This window comes from Ornithinimicrobium flavum, from assembly GCF_004526345.1.
GTDB classification, from domain to species: domain Bacteria; phylum Actinomycetota; class Actinomycetes; order Actinomycetales; family Dermatophilaceae; genus Ornithinicoccus; species Ornithinicoccus flavus.
The window spans coordinates 551,475-565,273 of the sequence record NZ_CP038213.1; the positions used below are offsets into that span (position 1 = coordinate 551,475).

The 13,799-nt window shown below is 74.0% G+C and carries 13 protein-coding genes, 1 tRNA gene and 1 pseudogene; 12 read left to right on the forward strand and 3 right to left on the reverse strand.

Features of this window, described 5'->3' with window-relative positions; translation table 11 throughout:
- Positions 1–21: 21 nt before the first annotated feature.
- Positions 22–95, forward strand: a tRNA-Thr gene (locus E3Z34_RS02555).
- A gap of 51 nt (positions 96–146) precedes the next feature.
- On the opposite strand, the gene E3Z34_RS02560 is transcribed toward E3Z34_RS02555, so the two are convergent.
- Complete coding sequence (locus E3Z34_RS02560; protein ID WP_134772346.1) at positions 147–1,673, reverse strand: DUF3352 domain-containing protein; 1,527 nt, start codon at positions 1,671–1,673, stop codon at positions 147–149.
- A 190-nt stretch (positions 1,674–1,863) separates the two neighbouring features.
- On the reverse strand, positions 1,864–2,382 hold the full coding sequence (locus tag E3Z34_RS02565; protein WP_134772347.1) for an inorganic diphosphatase: 519 nt from the start codon (positions 2,380–2,382) through the stop codon (positions 1,864–1,866).
- Positions 2,383–2,471: 89 nt separating this feature from the next.
- On the opposite strand from E3Z34_RS02565, the gene E3Z34_RS02570 reads away from it, so the two are divergent.
- From E3Z34_RS02570 to E3Z34_RS02615, 10 genes and pseudogenes are all read left to right on the forward strand, one after another.
- Positions 2,472–3,512, forward strand: a complete 1,041-nt coding sequence (locus E3Z34_RS02570; protein ID WP_134772348.1) for a D-alanyl-D-alanine carboxypeptidase — start codon at positions 2,472–2,474, stop codon at positions 3,510–3,512.
- Positions 3,460–4,032: a D-alanyl-D-alanine carboxypeptidase gene (locus E3Z34_RS17585; RefSeq protein WP_158288588.1), complete on the forward strand. Its 573-nt coding sequence runs from the start codon at positions 3,460–3,462 to the stop codon at positions 4,030–4,032. The genes E3Z34_RS02570 and E3Z34_RS17585 overlap by 53 nt, the downstream gene beginning before the upstream one ends.
- A gap of 46 nt (positions 4,033–4,078) precedes the next feature.
- Positions 4,079–5,221, forward strand: a complete 1,143-nt coding sequence (locus E3Z34_RS02580; protein ID WP_134772350.1) for a zinc-dependent metalloprotease — start codon at positions 4,079–4,081, stop codon at positions 5,219–5,221.
- Positions 5,222–5,247: 26 nt separating this feature from the next.
- Positions 5,248–6,306: a tRNA lysidine(34) synthetase TilS gene (gene tilS / locus E3Z34_RS02585; protein WP_134772351.1), complete on the forward strand. Its 1,059-nt coding sequence runs from the start codon at positions 5,248–5,250 to the stop codon at positions 6,304–6,306.
- Positions 6,307–6,388: 82 nt separating this feature from the next.
- Positions 6,389–6,939: pseudogene (gene hpt, locus E3Z34_RS02590) on the forward strand (hypoxanthine phosphoribosyltransferase).
- Between the two features lie 122 nt (positions 6,940–7,061).
- Positions 7,062–9,101, forward strand: coding sequence for an ATP-dependent zinc metalloprotease FtsH (gene ftsH / locus E3Z34_RS02595; protein WP_420818969.1), 2,040 nt, complete (start codon positions 7,062–7,064; stop codon positions 9,099–9,101).
- Positions 9,102–9,129: 28 nt separating this feature from the next.
- A complete protein-coding gene (gene folE / locus E3Z34_RS02600; RefSeq protein WP_134774698.1) occupies positions 9,130–9,744 on the forward strand; it encodes a GTP cyclohydrolase I FolE in 615 nt (204 codons plus the stop codon).
- 64 nt (positions 9,745–9,808) lie between these two features.
- Positions 9,809–10,684: a dihydropteroate synthase gene (folP, locus tag E3Z34_RS02605; RefSeq protein ID WP_134774699.1), complete on the forward strand. Its 876-nt coding sequence runs from the start codon at positions 9,809–9,811 to the stop codon at positions 10,682–10,684.
- Positions 10,681–11,583, forward strand: a complete 903-nt coding sequence (gene folB / locus E3Z34_RS02610) for a dihydroneopterin aldolase (protein WP_134772352.1) — start codon at positions 10,681–10,683, stop codon at positions 11,581–11,583. Before folP ends, folB begins: the two co-directional genes overlap by 4 nt.
- The gene (locus tag E3Z34_RS02615; RefSeq protein WP_134772353.1) at positions 11,580–12,080 is read left to right on the forward strand and encodes a DUF3180 family protein; all 501 of its coding nucleotides are present in this window, start codon (positions 11,580–11,582) and stop codon (positions 12,078–12,080) included. Before folB ends, E3Z34_RS02615 begins: the two co-directional genes overlap by 4 nt.
- 11 nt (positions 12,081–12,091) lie before the next feature.
- Here the strand turns inward: E3Z34_RS02615 and E3Z34_RS02620 are convergent, their stop codons facing one another.
- Positions 12,092–12,502 carry a hypothetical protein gene (locus E3Z34_RS02620; RefSeq protein WP_134772354.1) on the reverse strand — a complete coding sequence of 137 codons (411 nt, stop codon included), beginning with the start codon at positions 12,500–12,502 and terminating at the stop codon, positions 12,092–12,094.
- Positions 12,503–13,118: 616 nt separating this feature from the next.
- Here E3Z34_RS02620 and E3Z34_RS02625 point away from each other — a divergent pair.
- Positions 13,119–13,775, forward strand: coding sequence for a class I SAM-dependent methyltransferase (locus E3Z34_RS02625; RefSeq protein WP_238695312.1), 657 nt, complete (start codon positions 13,119–13,121; stop codon positions 13,773–13,775).
- Positions 13,776–13,799 lie beyond the last annotated feature (24 nt).

A 13,799-nucleotide genomic window follows, 5' to 3' on the forward strand; every position in this document is an offset into this window, starting at 1 on the left:
GTATCCTCGTGCGGGTTGCCCGCCGCCTTAGCTCAGTCGGCCAGAGCGATTCACTCGTAATGAATAGGTCAAGGGTTCGATTCCCTTAGGCGGCTCCGACACGAAAGGCCCCCCACCGTCACGGTGGGGGGCCTTTCGCGAGCGGCTCACTCCTGGTCGGCCACCAGGCGCAGGGTGAAGCGGCCGGCGCCCTCGCCCTCGGTCGTGCCGGACATTCCGACCGCGCCCAGCTGCTCCAGCGCGGCGCGGGCGTCCTCGTCGGTGACCTCGGGGAGGTAGTACTGCTCGAAGGCGGCGACGTCGACGAAGAAGACGGTGTCGCTGCTGCCGGAGTCGGCCACCGCGGCGGAGAAGAGCGCGGTGGAGCCGAGCGTCTCGCCCGTGCCGTCGGCCAGGGAGTCGACGTAGGCCTGGTCGGTGCCCACGGTGAGGGTCCCGTCGTCCTCACGGACCGTGAGGAACCCGGCTCCCAGACCGTTCTCGCTCAGCATCGTCTGCAGACGGGCGGTGTCGGTGGTCACGCGGTAGCCGAGCGGCAGCGCCGGCACGGACGGCTCGGTGGGGCTGATCCCCGTCACGGCGTCCACGATGCCCGGCCCGACGGACAGCGTCATCGACTCACCGAGCACGGTCCGGAGGTCGTCGGGAAGGGTGAAACCTGCCTCCTCCGCCTGGCCGGACACCTCGGCGACCTCGTCGGGGTAGAGATCGGCGTAGTAGTCCCAGGTCGCCTGCACCATCTGCGCGCCGTTCTCCACGGACAGAGCGACGGCGGTGTCCGCCGGCAGCTCGCCCACGAGTCGGGTCGCGCCGGTCGACGCAGGTAGGGCGACGCCGGACACCCCGCGGGTGATGCCGTGCAGCTCGATCGCGTCGGCGCTGAAGCGCAGGGTGCCGGCCATCCGACCGGTCACGTCGGGACGCTCGGGCAGACCGAGCGCCTCCTCGGTCAGCCCCAGGTCCGCGTCGAAGGCGGACGGATCGATCTCGGAGGCCCGGGCCGCATCCGCCCACATCGCGACGATCCCGGCCTCGCCGAGGTCGTCCATGTCGGAGGTGTAGGGCTCGTGCTCGTCGAGGGTCCCGGCCTCGGCGGCGGACCGGACCAGCTCCAGCGACCCCTGCTGGGTCAGCACGACGTAGTCGTCCGCGAGGTAGTAGGCGAGGTCCTCGCTCCCCTCGGCGTCGAGCCCGTCCAGGAAGTCGAGGGCGGCCTGGCCGTCCTTGACCTGCAGGGCCACGGCCGCCACGGGCTCCTCGCCCTCCCCGGTCGGGATGAGCGCCACGCCGGCCCGGTCGCCCAGCCACGGCTCGACGTCCTCGGCGTAGCTCACCTCCGGGGGCAGGTCGCCCTCCTCCTGGAGCTGCTCCCACACCCAGGCGCGCCAGTCGCGGTCGATGCTGGCCCGCACCTCGGGGTCCAGCCCCTGGAAGAAACGGACCGCCGTGACCTTCTGGCCGGCGCTCGGGTCGAGGTCGACCTGGGCGTAGGCCGCGGCCGTCGCCGGCAGGACGCTGTCGGGCTGGTCCCCGCCACCGCTCATCGCCAGCGCGGCGTAGACCCCGCCACCGAGCAGCGCCGCGGCGGCGACCCCGCCCCCGATGAGCAGCCAGGGAGCCCTGCGGCCACCCTCGGTCAGGTCGCCCCCGGGCGTCTCGGTCACTGTCGTCATGGTGCCTTCCGTTCCCCTCGATCGGCCGCGCGACCCTGCAGTCCCACGGGTGCGGCGCCGAGTCCCGGCACCGGCCGGACCCAGCGTATCCACTCAACCTGGGCGCCGGCCCCGCACGAGGGATACGACGACGCCCCGGTCGGGTCGGTTCCCGTCCGGGGCGTCGGGCCGGGGAGAGACCCGGTCGTGCTCAGTGCTGGGGCATCGGCCAGCGCGCGGTGGACAGACCGGCGTCCTTGGCCCGCTGCACGGCCTCCTGGTAGACGCGCTGCGCCTCCTCCGGCCCGGCCCAGTGCGCGCCCTCGACCGACTTGCCCGGCTCGAGGTCCTTGTAGACCTCGAAGAAGTGCTGGATCTCCAGCCGCGTGTGGGTCCCGATGTCGTCCAGGCTCTGGATGGCCAGCTTGCGCGGGTCCTCCGCGGGGACGCAGATGATCTTGTCGTCACCCCCCGCCTCGTCCCTCATGTGGAACATCCCGATGGGGCGGGCCGCGACGAGGCACCCGGGCCAGGTCGGCTCGTCGAGGAGGACGAGGGCGTCCAGCGGGTCGCCGTCCTCGCCCAGGGTGTCCTCGATGTAGCCGTAGTCGGCGGGGTAGCGGGTGGCGGTGAACAGCATGCGGTCCAGCCGGATGCGTCCGGTCGCGTGGTCCACCTCGTACTTGTTGCGGCTTCCCTGCGGGATCTCGATCGTCACGTCGAACTGCATCTGCGGCGGCTCTCTCTGGTCGGGGGACGGCGTTAGGCTCGGCTCCAGTGTCCCCCATCGGGGTGTCGTGAATCCATCCGGAGGTGCTCATGCGGTATGCCGTCGCCCCGGCGCTCGCCGTGGCGTTGCTCCTCCCCCCGGCCGGGGCGGGCCTGCCCGGCCCCGCCGCCTCGGCCGGCGGGGAGCAGGACGCGGTCGCGACGAGCACCTCGCAGAGCGAGGTCACCGGCCCGTCGTCCACACCGACCGCCCCCTCGGACGTGCGTCCCCGGATCGCCGCGCTCCAGCACCCGCTGGGGGAGGTCGCCGCCGCACCGGCGCCGGACCCGGCCGCCCTGCGGGAGGAGCTGGAGGATGAGCTCGAGAGCGAGTGGCTCGGCCCGGGCAACCGCCGGGGCCTGTCCGTCCGGGACGCCCTGACGGGCGAGGTGCTGACGGAGGTCAACGCCGACCGGCTGATGACCCCGGCCTCCACCACCAAGCTGCTCGCGGCGGCGGCGATCGTCGTCGGGCTGGACCCGGAGGCACGGTTCTCCACCCGGGTGGTCGCCGGGGCGGAGCCGGGGCAGGTCGTGCTCGTGGCCGGCGGGGACATGCTGCTCGGCGACGCGGCGGGAGACCCGGAGGCCGTGGCCGGGCACGCGGGCATCGCCGATCTCGCGGCGCAGACCGCACGGGCCCTGCGGAACGGGGTCCGCGGCGACGGGGCAGCGTCCACGGGTGCCCCGGGGCCGGGTGCCGTCCTCCCGGAGGACGCGGCGACCACCTCCGACGCACCCACCGACCCCGGCCCGGTCACCGTCGCCCTGGATCTCTCCCACGTGGCGGGGCCGCACGCGGTGCCGACCTGGAGCGACCACTGGGTGCAGGAGGGCTGGACCGGCCGGATCGTGCAGCTGGGCCGTGCCTCCGACCGGGCCCTGCCCTTCAACCCCTCCCCGGAGCGGCCCGAGCAGGAGGTCGCGCGCGTCTTCCGCGCGGCGCTGGCGCAGGAGGGGATCGAGGTGGTCGGCGCCGAGGACGAGGACGCGAGGGCCGCCGAGGTGCAGATCGCGCCGGACGCGGCGAGCTGGCCTCGTGGAGTCCGCCGCCGTCGCGACGTCTCTGGCGCTGGCGCTGGCGACCAGTGACAACGCGATGATCGAGCAGCTCGCGCGCCAGGCCGCCGCGGCCGCCGGGGAGAGTCCCGAGCAGGAGTCGGTGACCGCCTGGATCACCCGCACCCTGGTCGAGCGCTACGGGGTCGACCTGACCGGGATGCGCATCGTCGACGGCAGCGGGCTGTCCGACGGCACGCGGCTGTCGATGGCTGCGGTGGCCTCGGTCCTGGTGGCCGGGTCGGACGGGTCGCACCCCGCCCTCCAGGAGGTGCTGGCCGCCGGGGGGCTGCCGATCGCCGGTTACACCGGCACCCTGGGCAACGGCCTTCGCTTCCACCTGCCGGTCCACGCCCAGGCCGTCGGCAACGCCCGGGCCAAGACCGGGACGCTGCCCTGGGTCACCTCCCTGGCCGGGTCGGTCGTCACCGCCGACGGGAGGCTCCTGGTCTACGCCGTCGGCGCCGACCGGATCGGTGAGGACGCCGCCGCGCTCGAGGCGGCCTCGATGCTGGACGAGATCGTCGCCCAGCTCGCCCGCTGCGGGTGCTGACCCCGGTGCGGGGGACGGGTCCGGGCCGACCGCATACCGTGGGTCCATGACCCAGACCCCCGAGGGCCCGACGCCGACCCTGCCCACGACCGCCCGCGACGTCCCGGGCAGCGCCCTGGTCGACTGGGAGTTCGCCGCCGGGGCGGCCGCGCGGCTGGCACCGGCCGGGCCGAAGGCCTCCCGGGCCGAGATCACCCAGCTGGTCGAGGAGCTGCGCTCCGCCGGCGAGCGGGCGGTCGACCCGGTCGCGACCACGGCCCGGATGCAGACGCCCCCGGGGGTGCCCCCCGCGCTGGTCGTCGACCGCGCCGGGTGGATCCGCGCCAACGCGGAGTCGATGGGCGCCATGCTCGCCCCCGTCCTCGACGACGTGGTCGCCCGCAAGCGCGTCTCGGACCGCGAGCACGCCGAGCGCACCGGCCGGACAGCCCCCGAGCTGGGCCCCACCTCCCAGGCGATCTCGGGGAAGGTGACCGGCACCGAGGTCGCGGGCCTGCTGTCCTGGATCTCGACCAAGGTGCTGGGGCAGTACGACCTGGCCCCCCAGGGCACCCCGAAGCTGATGTTCGTCGCGCCCAACATCCTCACCGCCGAGCGGGAGCTCGGGGTGGACGCGGGCGATTTCCGGCTCTGGGTGGCGCTGCACGAGGAGACCCACCGGGTGCAGTTCACCGCCGTCCCGTGGCTGCGCCAGCACATGATCGACACGGCGCGTGCGGTCGGCACCCAGATCATGCCCGAGCCCGACGACCTGGGCCGACGGCTGGCCGAGATCGTCGGCCGGCTGCCGGGCGTGATCACCGGGAAGGAGGACATCACCCAGGTCATGGCGACTCCCGAGCAGCGCGAGCGGCTGGCGGAGGTCACCGCGATCATGTCGCTGCTGGAGGGGCACGCGGACGTGGTCATGGACGAGGTGGGGCCCAGCGTCATCCCCACCGTGTCCGAGATCCGCGCGAAGTTCACCCAGCGTCGCCAGGGTGCGGGCAACGTCGACAAGCTGCTCCGCCGGCTGCTGGGGATGGAGGCCAAGATGCGGCAGTACCGCGACGGCGCCGTCTTCGTGCGCGCCGTGGTGGACGAGGTGGGGGTGGACGGCTTCAACGTGGTCTGGACCTCCCCCGAGGCGCTGCCGCGCGCGACCGAGATCCCGGACCCGCAGGCCTGGGTCCGACGCGTGCACGGCTGACCCCTCCCGCCGGACGCCGCCATCCCGTGCCCGGGCCTCCAGCCGCCGTCGCCTCCACGCGCGTCGCCGTGCGCCGGTGGCTGCGCTCGGTCGGGCTCGCACCCGACGCGCTCGTCCTGGTCGCGTGCTCAGGAGGAGCGGACTCGCTGGCGCTGGCCGCCGCCATCGCCCACGTCGCCCCCCGCGAGGGCTGGCGGGCCGCGGCGGTCGTCGTCGACCACGGCCTGCAGGACGGCTCGCGGCAGGTGGCCCACCGGACGGCCGCCGTGGTGTCCGGACTGGGTCTGCCCGTCCAGGTCGTGCGGTGCGACGTCGGTCCGACCGCCGCAGGGCCGGAGGCCGACGCCCGGCGTGCACGCTACGGCGCGCTCGTCGCCACCGCGCAGGACCTGGGTGCCGACGTGGTGCTGCTCGGTCACACCCGGGACGACCAGGCCGAACAGGTCCTGCTCGGCCTGCTCAGGGGGTCCGGTGCCCGGTCGCTGGCCGGTATGCCGCCACGGCGCGCGCTCGGTGGGGTTGAGGGCAACCAGGCGAGGCGGCCGGTGGGGGCTAAGGGCAACCAGACGGCGCGGCCGGTGGGGGGTGGGCCGCTGCTGGGTCGGCCGCTGCTCGGGGTCTCGCGGGCGCAGACGGTGCAGGCCTGCGCCGACCTGGGCCTCGAGCCGTGGTCCGACCCGCACAACGAGGACCCGCGCTACACCCGCGTGCGGGCCCGCCGGGTGCTGGCGGTGCTCGGGGCCGAGCTCGGCCGGGGCGTCGTGCGGGGTCTGACACGCACCGCCGACCTGCTCCGCGACGACGCCGACGCCCTCGACGAGGCCGCGGAGGCGGCATACCGGGGGCTCGGGGAACCGCCCTGGCCGGTGGCCGAGCTCTCGGCCCTGCCCCGCGCCGTCCGCACCCGCCTGTGGCGACGGCTGGCGCTCGGCGCGGGCAGCCCTGGGACCGACCTCACCCGCGAGCACCTGCTCGCGGTGGACGACCTCGTCACCGGGTGGCGCGGGCAGGGCCCCCTGCACCTGCCCGGGCGCGTGCGGGCCGGCCGTTCGGGGGACCGGGTGTGGCTGCGGGGGCCGGCGTAGTTGAATGGTCCGTGCCGCACCTCGTCGCGCCGGCCCGGCGCGCGGACGAGCAGCTGCCGCACCGACATCACGAGGAGCACGCGTGGACGCCGAGCACATGGGTGAGGACCTGGCCTCGATCATGCTCACGGAGGAGCAGATCCAGGGCCGGCTGGCGGAGCTCGCCGACGCCGTCTGGCAGGACTACGCCGACAAGGACGTGCTGCTCGTGGGGGTGCTCAAGGGTGCGGTGATGGTGATGGCCGACTTCATGCGGGCGCTGCCGGGCTCGGCGGAGATGACTGGATGGCCGTGTCGAGCTACGGCTCCGGCACCAAGAGCAGCGGTGTCGTGCGCATCCTCAAGGACCTCGACACCGACATCACCGACCGCCACGTGCTCATCGTCGAGGACATCATCGACTCGGGCCTGACGCTCTCGTGGATCCGCACCAACCTGCTCTCGCGCCGCCCGGCGAGCCTGGAGATCTGCACCCTCCTGCGCAAGCCGACGGCCGCGAAGGTGGAGATCGACGTGCGCTACGTCGGCTTCGACATCAAGGACGAGTTCGTGGTGGGCTACGGTCTGGACTACGCGGAGAAGTACCGCAACCTGCGGGTCATCGGCACGCTGGCGTCGCACGTCTACTCCTGACCGGAGCAGACCGACGGAACAGCCGCACCCGTCCGAGCGTTGTGGCGAGCAGGAACGATCCGGACCGACCGAGCAGGAGGACCGGGCCGCCGCCCTGGGGCGGAGGCCTGACAGCGTCAGACATGAGCACCGCCAAGCCGACGCGGCCGCAGCGCCGCAAGCCCAGCCCGTGGATGTGGATCTTCCTCTTCCTCGCGCTCGGGATCCTCTGGTACACCCTGCTGTCGCAGAGCCCCTTCACCCGGATCGACACCGCCGACGCGATGCAGCTGATCCGGGACGGCAAGGTCGCCTCGGCCGAGATCACCCCGGACCGGATGGACCTCACCCTCACCGAGCCCTACTCCGACGAGGAGAACCGGGTCCGCGAGACCGACCAGGTCATGGCCTACTACGTCGAGGCCCGCGGTGACCAGGTCATCGAGCTGGTCGAGGAGTACGTCCCGGCGGGGGAGTGGACCGACGACCCCGCCCAGCCCAACTTCTTCGTCTCCATCCTGGCCAGCTTCCTGCCGCTGCTGCTCATCCTGGGCCTGTTCCTGTGGCTGATGATGCGGATGCAGGGCGGCGGGCGCGGCGTCATGCAGTTCGGCAAGTCCAAGGCCAAGCTCGCCACCAAGGACATGCCGAAGGTCACCTTCGCCGACGTCGCCGGGGCCGACGAGGCGGTCGAGGAGCTGGAGGAGATCAAGGAGTTCCTCTCCGAGCCCCGCAAGTTCCTCGAGGTGGGGGCCAAGATCCCCAAGGGCGTCCTGCTCTACGGGCCACCCGGGACGGGCAAGACGCTGCTGGCGCGGGCCGTGGCCGGCGAGGCCGGCGTCCCGTTCTACTCCATCTCCGGCTCCGACTTCGTGGAGATGTTCGTGGGCGTCGGCGCCTCGCGCGTGCGTGACCTCTTCGAGCAGGCCAAGGAGAACGCCCCGGCGATCATCTTCGTCGACGAGATCGACGCCGTCGGTCGCCACCGCGGCGCCGGCATGGGTGGGGGCCACGATGAGCGGGAGCAGACCCTCAACCAGCTGCTGGTGGAGATGGACGGCTTCGACGTCAAGACCAACGTCATCCTCATCGCCGCCACCAACCGGCCCGACATCCTCGACCCGGCGCTGCTGCGCCCAGGCCGCTTCGACCGGCAGATCGCGGTCGAGGCCCCCGACATGCTGGGGCGCCTGCACATCCTGCAGGTGCACGGCAAGGGCAAGCCCCTGGCCGACGTGGACCTCATGGCGATCGCGCGGCGCACCCCCGGCTTCTCCGGGGCCGACCTGGCCAACGTCCTCAACGAGGCGGCGCTGCTCGCGGCCCGCAAGAACGAGAAGGTCATCCACGACCCCGACCTCGACGAGGCGATCGACCGGGTGATGGCCGGCCCGCAGAAGCGCACGCGGGTCATGAGCGCCATGGAGAAGAAGATCACGGCCTACCACGAGGGCGGGCACGCCCTCGTCGCCGCGGCGATGAACCACACCGACCCGGTGAGCAAGGTGACGATCCTGCCGCGCGGCCGGGCCCTGGGCTACACGATGGTCCTGCCCGCCGACGACAAGTACTCCACCACCCGCAACGAGCTGCTGGACCAGCTGGCCTACGCCCTCGGCGGACGCGTCGCGGAGGAGCTCGTCTTCCACGACCCGACGACCGCGCGGCGCGACGACATCGAGAAGGCCACCGGGCTCGCCCGCAAGATGGTCACCCAGTTCGGGATGAGCGAGCGCATCGGTGCCGTCAAGCTGGGCTCCGCCGGGGGTGAGGTCTTCCTCGGCCGCGACATGGGCCACGAGCGGGACTACTCCGAGAACCTCGCCGGGGTGGTGGACGAGGAGGTGCGCCGCCTCATCGAGGCAGCGCACGACGAGGCGTGGCACGCCCTCAACGACAACCGCGACATCCTGGACGCGCTGGTGCTGGAGCTGCTGGAGAAGGAGACGCTCAACGCCGCGGCGATCGCGGAGATCTTCACCGACGTCCGCAAGCGTCCGGTGCGCCCGGTCTGGCTCTCCTCCGACGGACGGACCGTCCACCAGGAGGGCCCGGTCCTCACCGAGGCGGAGAAGCGGGCGATGGCCAACGGTCACAACCCGCTGGAGGACGCCCTGCGGGAGAAGCCTCCGGCCAAGGTGATCGAGGTGCCCGAGGGCGGACGTGTCGACCCCGGGCCCTGACGACCCCTACGCCGCCGGCCACGGGGACCTGGCCGACGCCGCCGTGGCGGTGGACGGTGCCCGTCCCCTCCAGGGTGTCGACCACGACCGGATCGCGGCCGCCGTGCGGGAGATCCTCCTCGCCGTCGGTGAGGACCCGGACCGCGACGGCCTGCTCGACACCCCGGCCCGGGTGGCCCGCTCCTACGCCGAGGTCTTCGGAGGGCTCCACCAGGACCCGAGGGAGGTGCTGGGCACGACCTTCGACGTGGAGCACGACGAGATGGTGCTCGTCACCGACATCGCCGTCTACAGCACCTGCGAGCACCACCTGCTGCCCTTCCACGGGATGGCGCACGTGGCCTACATCCCCGGACGGCACCACCGCGTCGCCGGGCTGTCCAAGCTGGCCCGGCTCGTCGACGTCTTCGCCCGCCGGCCCCAGGTGCAGGAGCGGCTGACCACCCAGGTCGCCGACGCCCTCATGGACCACCTGGACCCGCGCGGCGTGCTGGTCGTCGTGGAGGCCGAGCACCTGTGCATGTCGATGCGGGGCGTGCGCAAGCCGGGAGCCCGCACGACCACGTCCGCCGTCCGTGGACAGCTGCGTCACCCGGCCACCCGCGCCGAGGCGATGAGCCTGATCAGCCGATCGGCCGGATGAGGGCCGGGGCGTGAGCGCACCGCGCACCGTGGCCGACCTGGTGCTCCCGGGGGTGACCCGGATCATGGGGATCGTCAACGTCACCCCGGACTCCTTCAGCGACGGGGGTCGCTGGCTGGACCCGACCGCGGCCGTCGCCCACGGACGGGCGCTCGCGGCCCAGGGCGCCGACCTGCTCGACGTCGGCGGCGAGTCCACGCGCCCGGGCAGCACCCGCCCCTCGGAGGCCGAGGAGCTCGACCGCGTCGTGCCCGTCGTCGAGGCGCTGGCCGGGGACGGCCTGCTGGTCTCGGTCGACACGATGCGCGCCGCGGTCGCGGCTGCCGCGCTCCGGGCCGGGGCGGTGCTGGTCAACGACGTCTCCGGCGGGCTGGCCGACGAGGCCATGCCGGAGCTCGTCGCGAGCACGGGTGCGCCGTTCGTCGTGATGCACTGGCGGGGTCTGCTCACCGACCCCTCCGCCGAGCCGCACTACGACGACGTCGTCGCCGAGGTCCGCGCCGAGCTGGAGCAGAGGGTGGACGCCCTGGCCACGGCCGGGGTGTCGCGCGGGCAGATCATCCTCGACCCCGGGCTGGGCTTCTCCAAGGACGCCGGGCACAACTGGACCCTGCTGGCGGGGATGGAGGAGATCCTGGCGATCGGCCTCCCCGTCCTGCTCGGTGCCTCCCGCAAGCGCTTCCTCGGCCGGCTCCCGGCCCGGCCCGGGGCCCCCGTGAATCCCGGCGGGACACCGACACCGGCACCGGAGCGGGACGCCGCGACGGCCGCGACCAGCCTCCTCGCGGCCCAGGCGGGGTGCTGGGCGGTCCGCGTGCACGACGTCGCCGCGACGCGCGACGCGCTGGGCGTGGAGGAGATGCGGCGGCGTCACGCCCGCACGCACCCGAATCCGACCGCGCTCCATACGCGAGGACCCGTCGGGGGTGCGGGGCGATGACGCGGCGCGGCGACCTCGTGAGACTCACCGGCGTGCGGGCCCGTGGTTTCCACGGTGTCTTCGACCACGAGCGGCGGGACGGCCAGGACTTCGTCGTCGACGTGGAGATGCACGTGGACCTGACCCGGGCCGGGCGCACCGACGACCTGGCGCACACCGTCCACTACGGCGAGGTGGCCGCCGACGTCGTGGCCGTCGTCGAGGGGGAGCCCCGCGACCTCATCGAGAGCGTCGCGAGCCAGATCGCCGACCGGGTCCTCGCCCGGCCCCTCGTGGAGTCGGTCACGGTCACCGTCCACAAGCCGCAGGCGCCGGTCGGGGTGCCCTTCGGGGACGTCGAGGTCGTCGTCCGCAGGGACAAGGACCTCCCCGTCGTCCTGGCACTGGGGGGCAACCTGGAGCGGGACGGCGCGGGCCCCGACGTGACCCTGCGCGAGGCCGTGGCCCGGCTGCGCCGGACGCCGGGGCTGCGACGGCTCAGGGTGTCCGACGCGTTCGTCACCGCCCCGGTCGGTGGCGACCTGGTGGCCGGGCAGCCCGACTACGTCAACGCGGTCGCGGTGGCCCGGACCAGCCTGTCACCCGGTCGTCTCCTCGCGCGTCTGCACGACGTCGAGGCGGCGCTGGGCCGGACCCGGACGGCCCGCTGGGGAGCTAGGACCCTGGACCTCGACCTCGTCCAGTACGGCGACCCCCTCGAGGGGACCGACGTCCGCTCCACGGCCGAGGAGCTGACGCTGCCCCACCCGCGCGCCCGGGAGCGGGCCTTCGTGCTCGTCCCCTGGCTCGACGTCGACCCCGCCGCCCGGCTGCGGGTGGGCGAGGAGGTGGTGGCCGTGGGCGACCTCGTCCCGGCGCTGTCGGACCAGGCCGTGCGCCGGTGGGAGGACCCCCGGTGAACCCGGCGGAGGGGGTCCGTCCCTCGGCCGGGCTGGTCGTCGCCGTGCTGGCCGGGATGGCCAGCTGGCTGCTGCTCCAGGTGGCGAGGTCCCTGGGCGCCAACTACCCGGTGATCTCCTGGATCGGGGTGGTCCCCCTGGTCGCCGTCACGCTCCTCGTCCTGGGGATGTGCTGGCAGATCCGCCGCTACGCCCGGGGCAAGGGCACCGCGCGACCCACTCCGCAGCGCGGGAGGGGGACGCTGGTGGGGGCCCAGGCGGCCGCGCTCGGCGGTGCCGCGCTGGTGGGGTGGTACACCGCCAACGCCCTGGTCCACCTGCCGCACGCCGACGTGCCCAGCGAACGGCTGCAGCTGGGGTGGGGTTTGCTGCACGCCGCCCTGGCCCTGGCGCTGTCGGTCTCGGGCTACGTCGGTCAGGCGTGGTGCCGCGTCCCGCCCGGGGAGGACGACGACGACGGTGACGGGGCGGCCGAGCGCGGGCTGGCCTACGGCTGACGTCCGCCCGCTCAGGCCAGGGCCAGGGCCAGCCAGTCGGCGACGACGGGCGTCGGGACCCCGAGACGGTCGGGGTCGACCGGGGCCAGCAGCCGGTCCCAGGAGGCGGCCCGGTGCAGCGCCCCCAGGCGGTCCGCCGCCCGCAGGACCTCCGCGCGGTCGGACCGGTCGACCTCGGGCCAGTGCTCGGCATACCGGTCGAGGAGTCCGTGCACCGTCGCGGTCCCCGGCAGCGGGTCCCGCAGCCGGGTCCCGCCCGCCGTGCGCAACGGGGCGGACAGGACGGCCCACGGGTGGGAGCGGAACGCGTCACCCAGGTCGAAGAGGCGCAGCCGGCCGTCGGCTCCCCGGCCGGCGTTGCCGAGGTGCACGTCGTTCGGCTGCAGCGTCGTGGGCAGCCCGGTCCCGCACAGCACGTCCATCGGGCGGTGAGCCGCCCCACCCCCGTGAGCATCGACCGGGCCCGCGTGGCGTCCACGTGCTGGGGATGGCCGGGCGGGAGCCCGGACAGGGCCTCGACGGTGCGGACGGCGTGCTCGACGGCGTCATGGGCGTCCAGGAGCGGCACCATCGCCAGCTCGTGGAGGTGCGGCGCACACGCCCGCTGCAGATCCGCGGCGAGGTCCAGGCACTCCGTCCAGGCGCTCCCGGACGGCTCCGGATGAGGTCCGGCGTCAGGGAGCAGCCACCACCCCCGGCCCGGGTCGACCGCCCACGGCGGCACGGTGAGCCCCGGTGCGATCCGGTCCAGCGCGGCGAGCAGCTCCCCCTCGAAGGCCTGCCCGGGGTTGGCCACCTTGATGAAGGCGCGTGCCGGGAGGTCGACCCCCTCCTGGTCGGCGCGGACGACCGGGACCTCGTGCACGGCGGCCCAGAACCGGACCTTGCGCTCGGTGAGGGGCCCGGTGCGTCGCCACCCGGCGATCAGGAGCGCCGCGTCGACCCACCGGGTCACCTCGTCGAGGAAGTCCGGCGACCGCCAGCGGCCCACCAGATCGGTCATGGCGGCCCAGGGTAGACCCGCCCTACAGTGGCCGGGTGAACGACCACCCCTACCGTGCACCGGTCGACCCGCTCCCCGACGGCACACCCACCTCCCTGTGGCCGGGGCTGCGGGACGAGGAGCACTCGAGGTGGTACGCCGCCCGCTTCCGGGAGATGGGGCGGCGCGGGGAGGACCTGGAGGGGGAGTCGCGCCTGGTCGACGTCCTGGCGCCGCGCGGGGCCAGGTTGCTTGACGCCGGGTGCGGACCCGGGCGGCACGGCGGTCACCTCGCGCGGCTCGGGCACCGTGTCGTGGGGATCGACGTCGACCCCGTCCTGGTCGCGGCGGCCCGGGAGGACCACCCGGGCGCGACCTGGCTCGTGGGGGACCTGACCACCCTGGACCTCGCGGCCCAGGGGGAGGGCGAGCCGTTCGACGGGGCCCTGCTGGCCGGCAACGTGCTCGACTTCGTGCCCGAGGAGCACCGGGGCGGCGCCGTCCGTCGGGTCGCCGCCCACGTGCGTCCTGGCGGGTTCGTGCTCGTGGGTTGCCGCGTGGGTCGCGGCTTCACCTCTGCCGACCTGGACGCCGTGCTGCCCGGGGCGGGGCTGGTGCTGGAGCACCGGTTCGCCACCTGGGACCTGCAGCCCTGGCGACCGGGGTCCGACTTCTCCGTCAGCGTGCTGAGGGTCCTCGGCCGGGCTTCGTGACCCGGCCTGTCTGCTGCGTCACAT

Coding starts and splice junctions, on each gene's coding strand:
- folB (WP_134772352.1), top strand. CDS start 10,681: ATGACGCGGCGCGGCGACCTCGTGAGACTCACCGGCGTGCGGGCCCGT.
- E3Z34_RS02580 (WP_134772350.1), top strand. CDS start 4,079: ATGACCCAGACCCCCGAGGGCCCGACGCCGACCCTGCCCACGACCGCC.
- E3Z34_RS02620 (WP_134772354.1), bottom strand. CDS start 12,502: ATGGACGTGCTGTGCGGGACCGGGCTGCCCACGACGCTGCAGCCGAAC.
- E3Z34_RS02560 (WP_134772346.1), bottom strand. CDS start 1,673: ATGACGACAGTGACCGAGACGCCCGGGGGCGACCTGACCGAGGGTGGC.
- E3Z34_RS02565 (WP_134772347.1), bottom strand. CDS start 2,382: ATGCAGTTCGACGTGACGATCGAGATCCCGCAGGGAAGCCGCAACAAG.
- folP (WP_134774699.1), top strand. CDS start 9,809: ATGGGGATCGTCAACGTCACCCCGGACTCCTTCAGCGACGGGGGTCGC.
- E3Z34_RS02570 (WP_134772348.1), top strand. CDS start 2,472: ATGCGGTATGCCGTCGCCCCGGCGCTCGCCGTGGCGTTGCTCCTCCCC.
- ftsH (WP_420818969.1), top strand. CDS start 7,062: ATGAGCACCGCCAAGCCGACGCGGCCGCAGCGCCGCAAGCCCAGCCCG.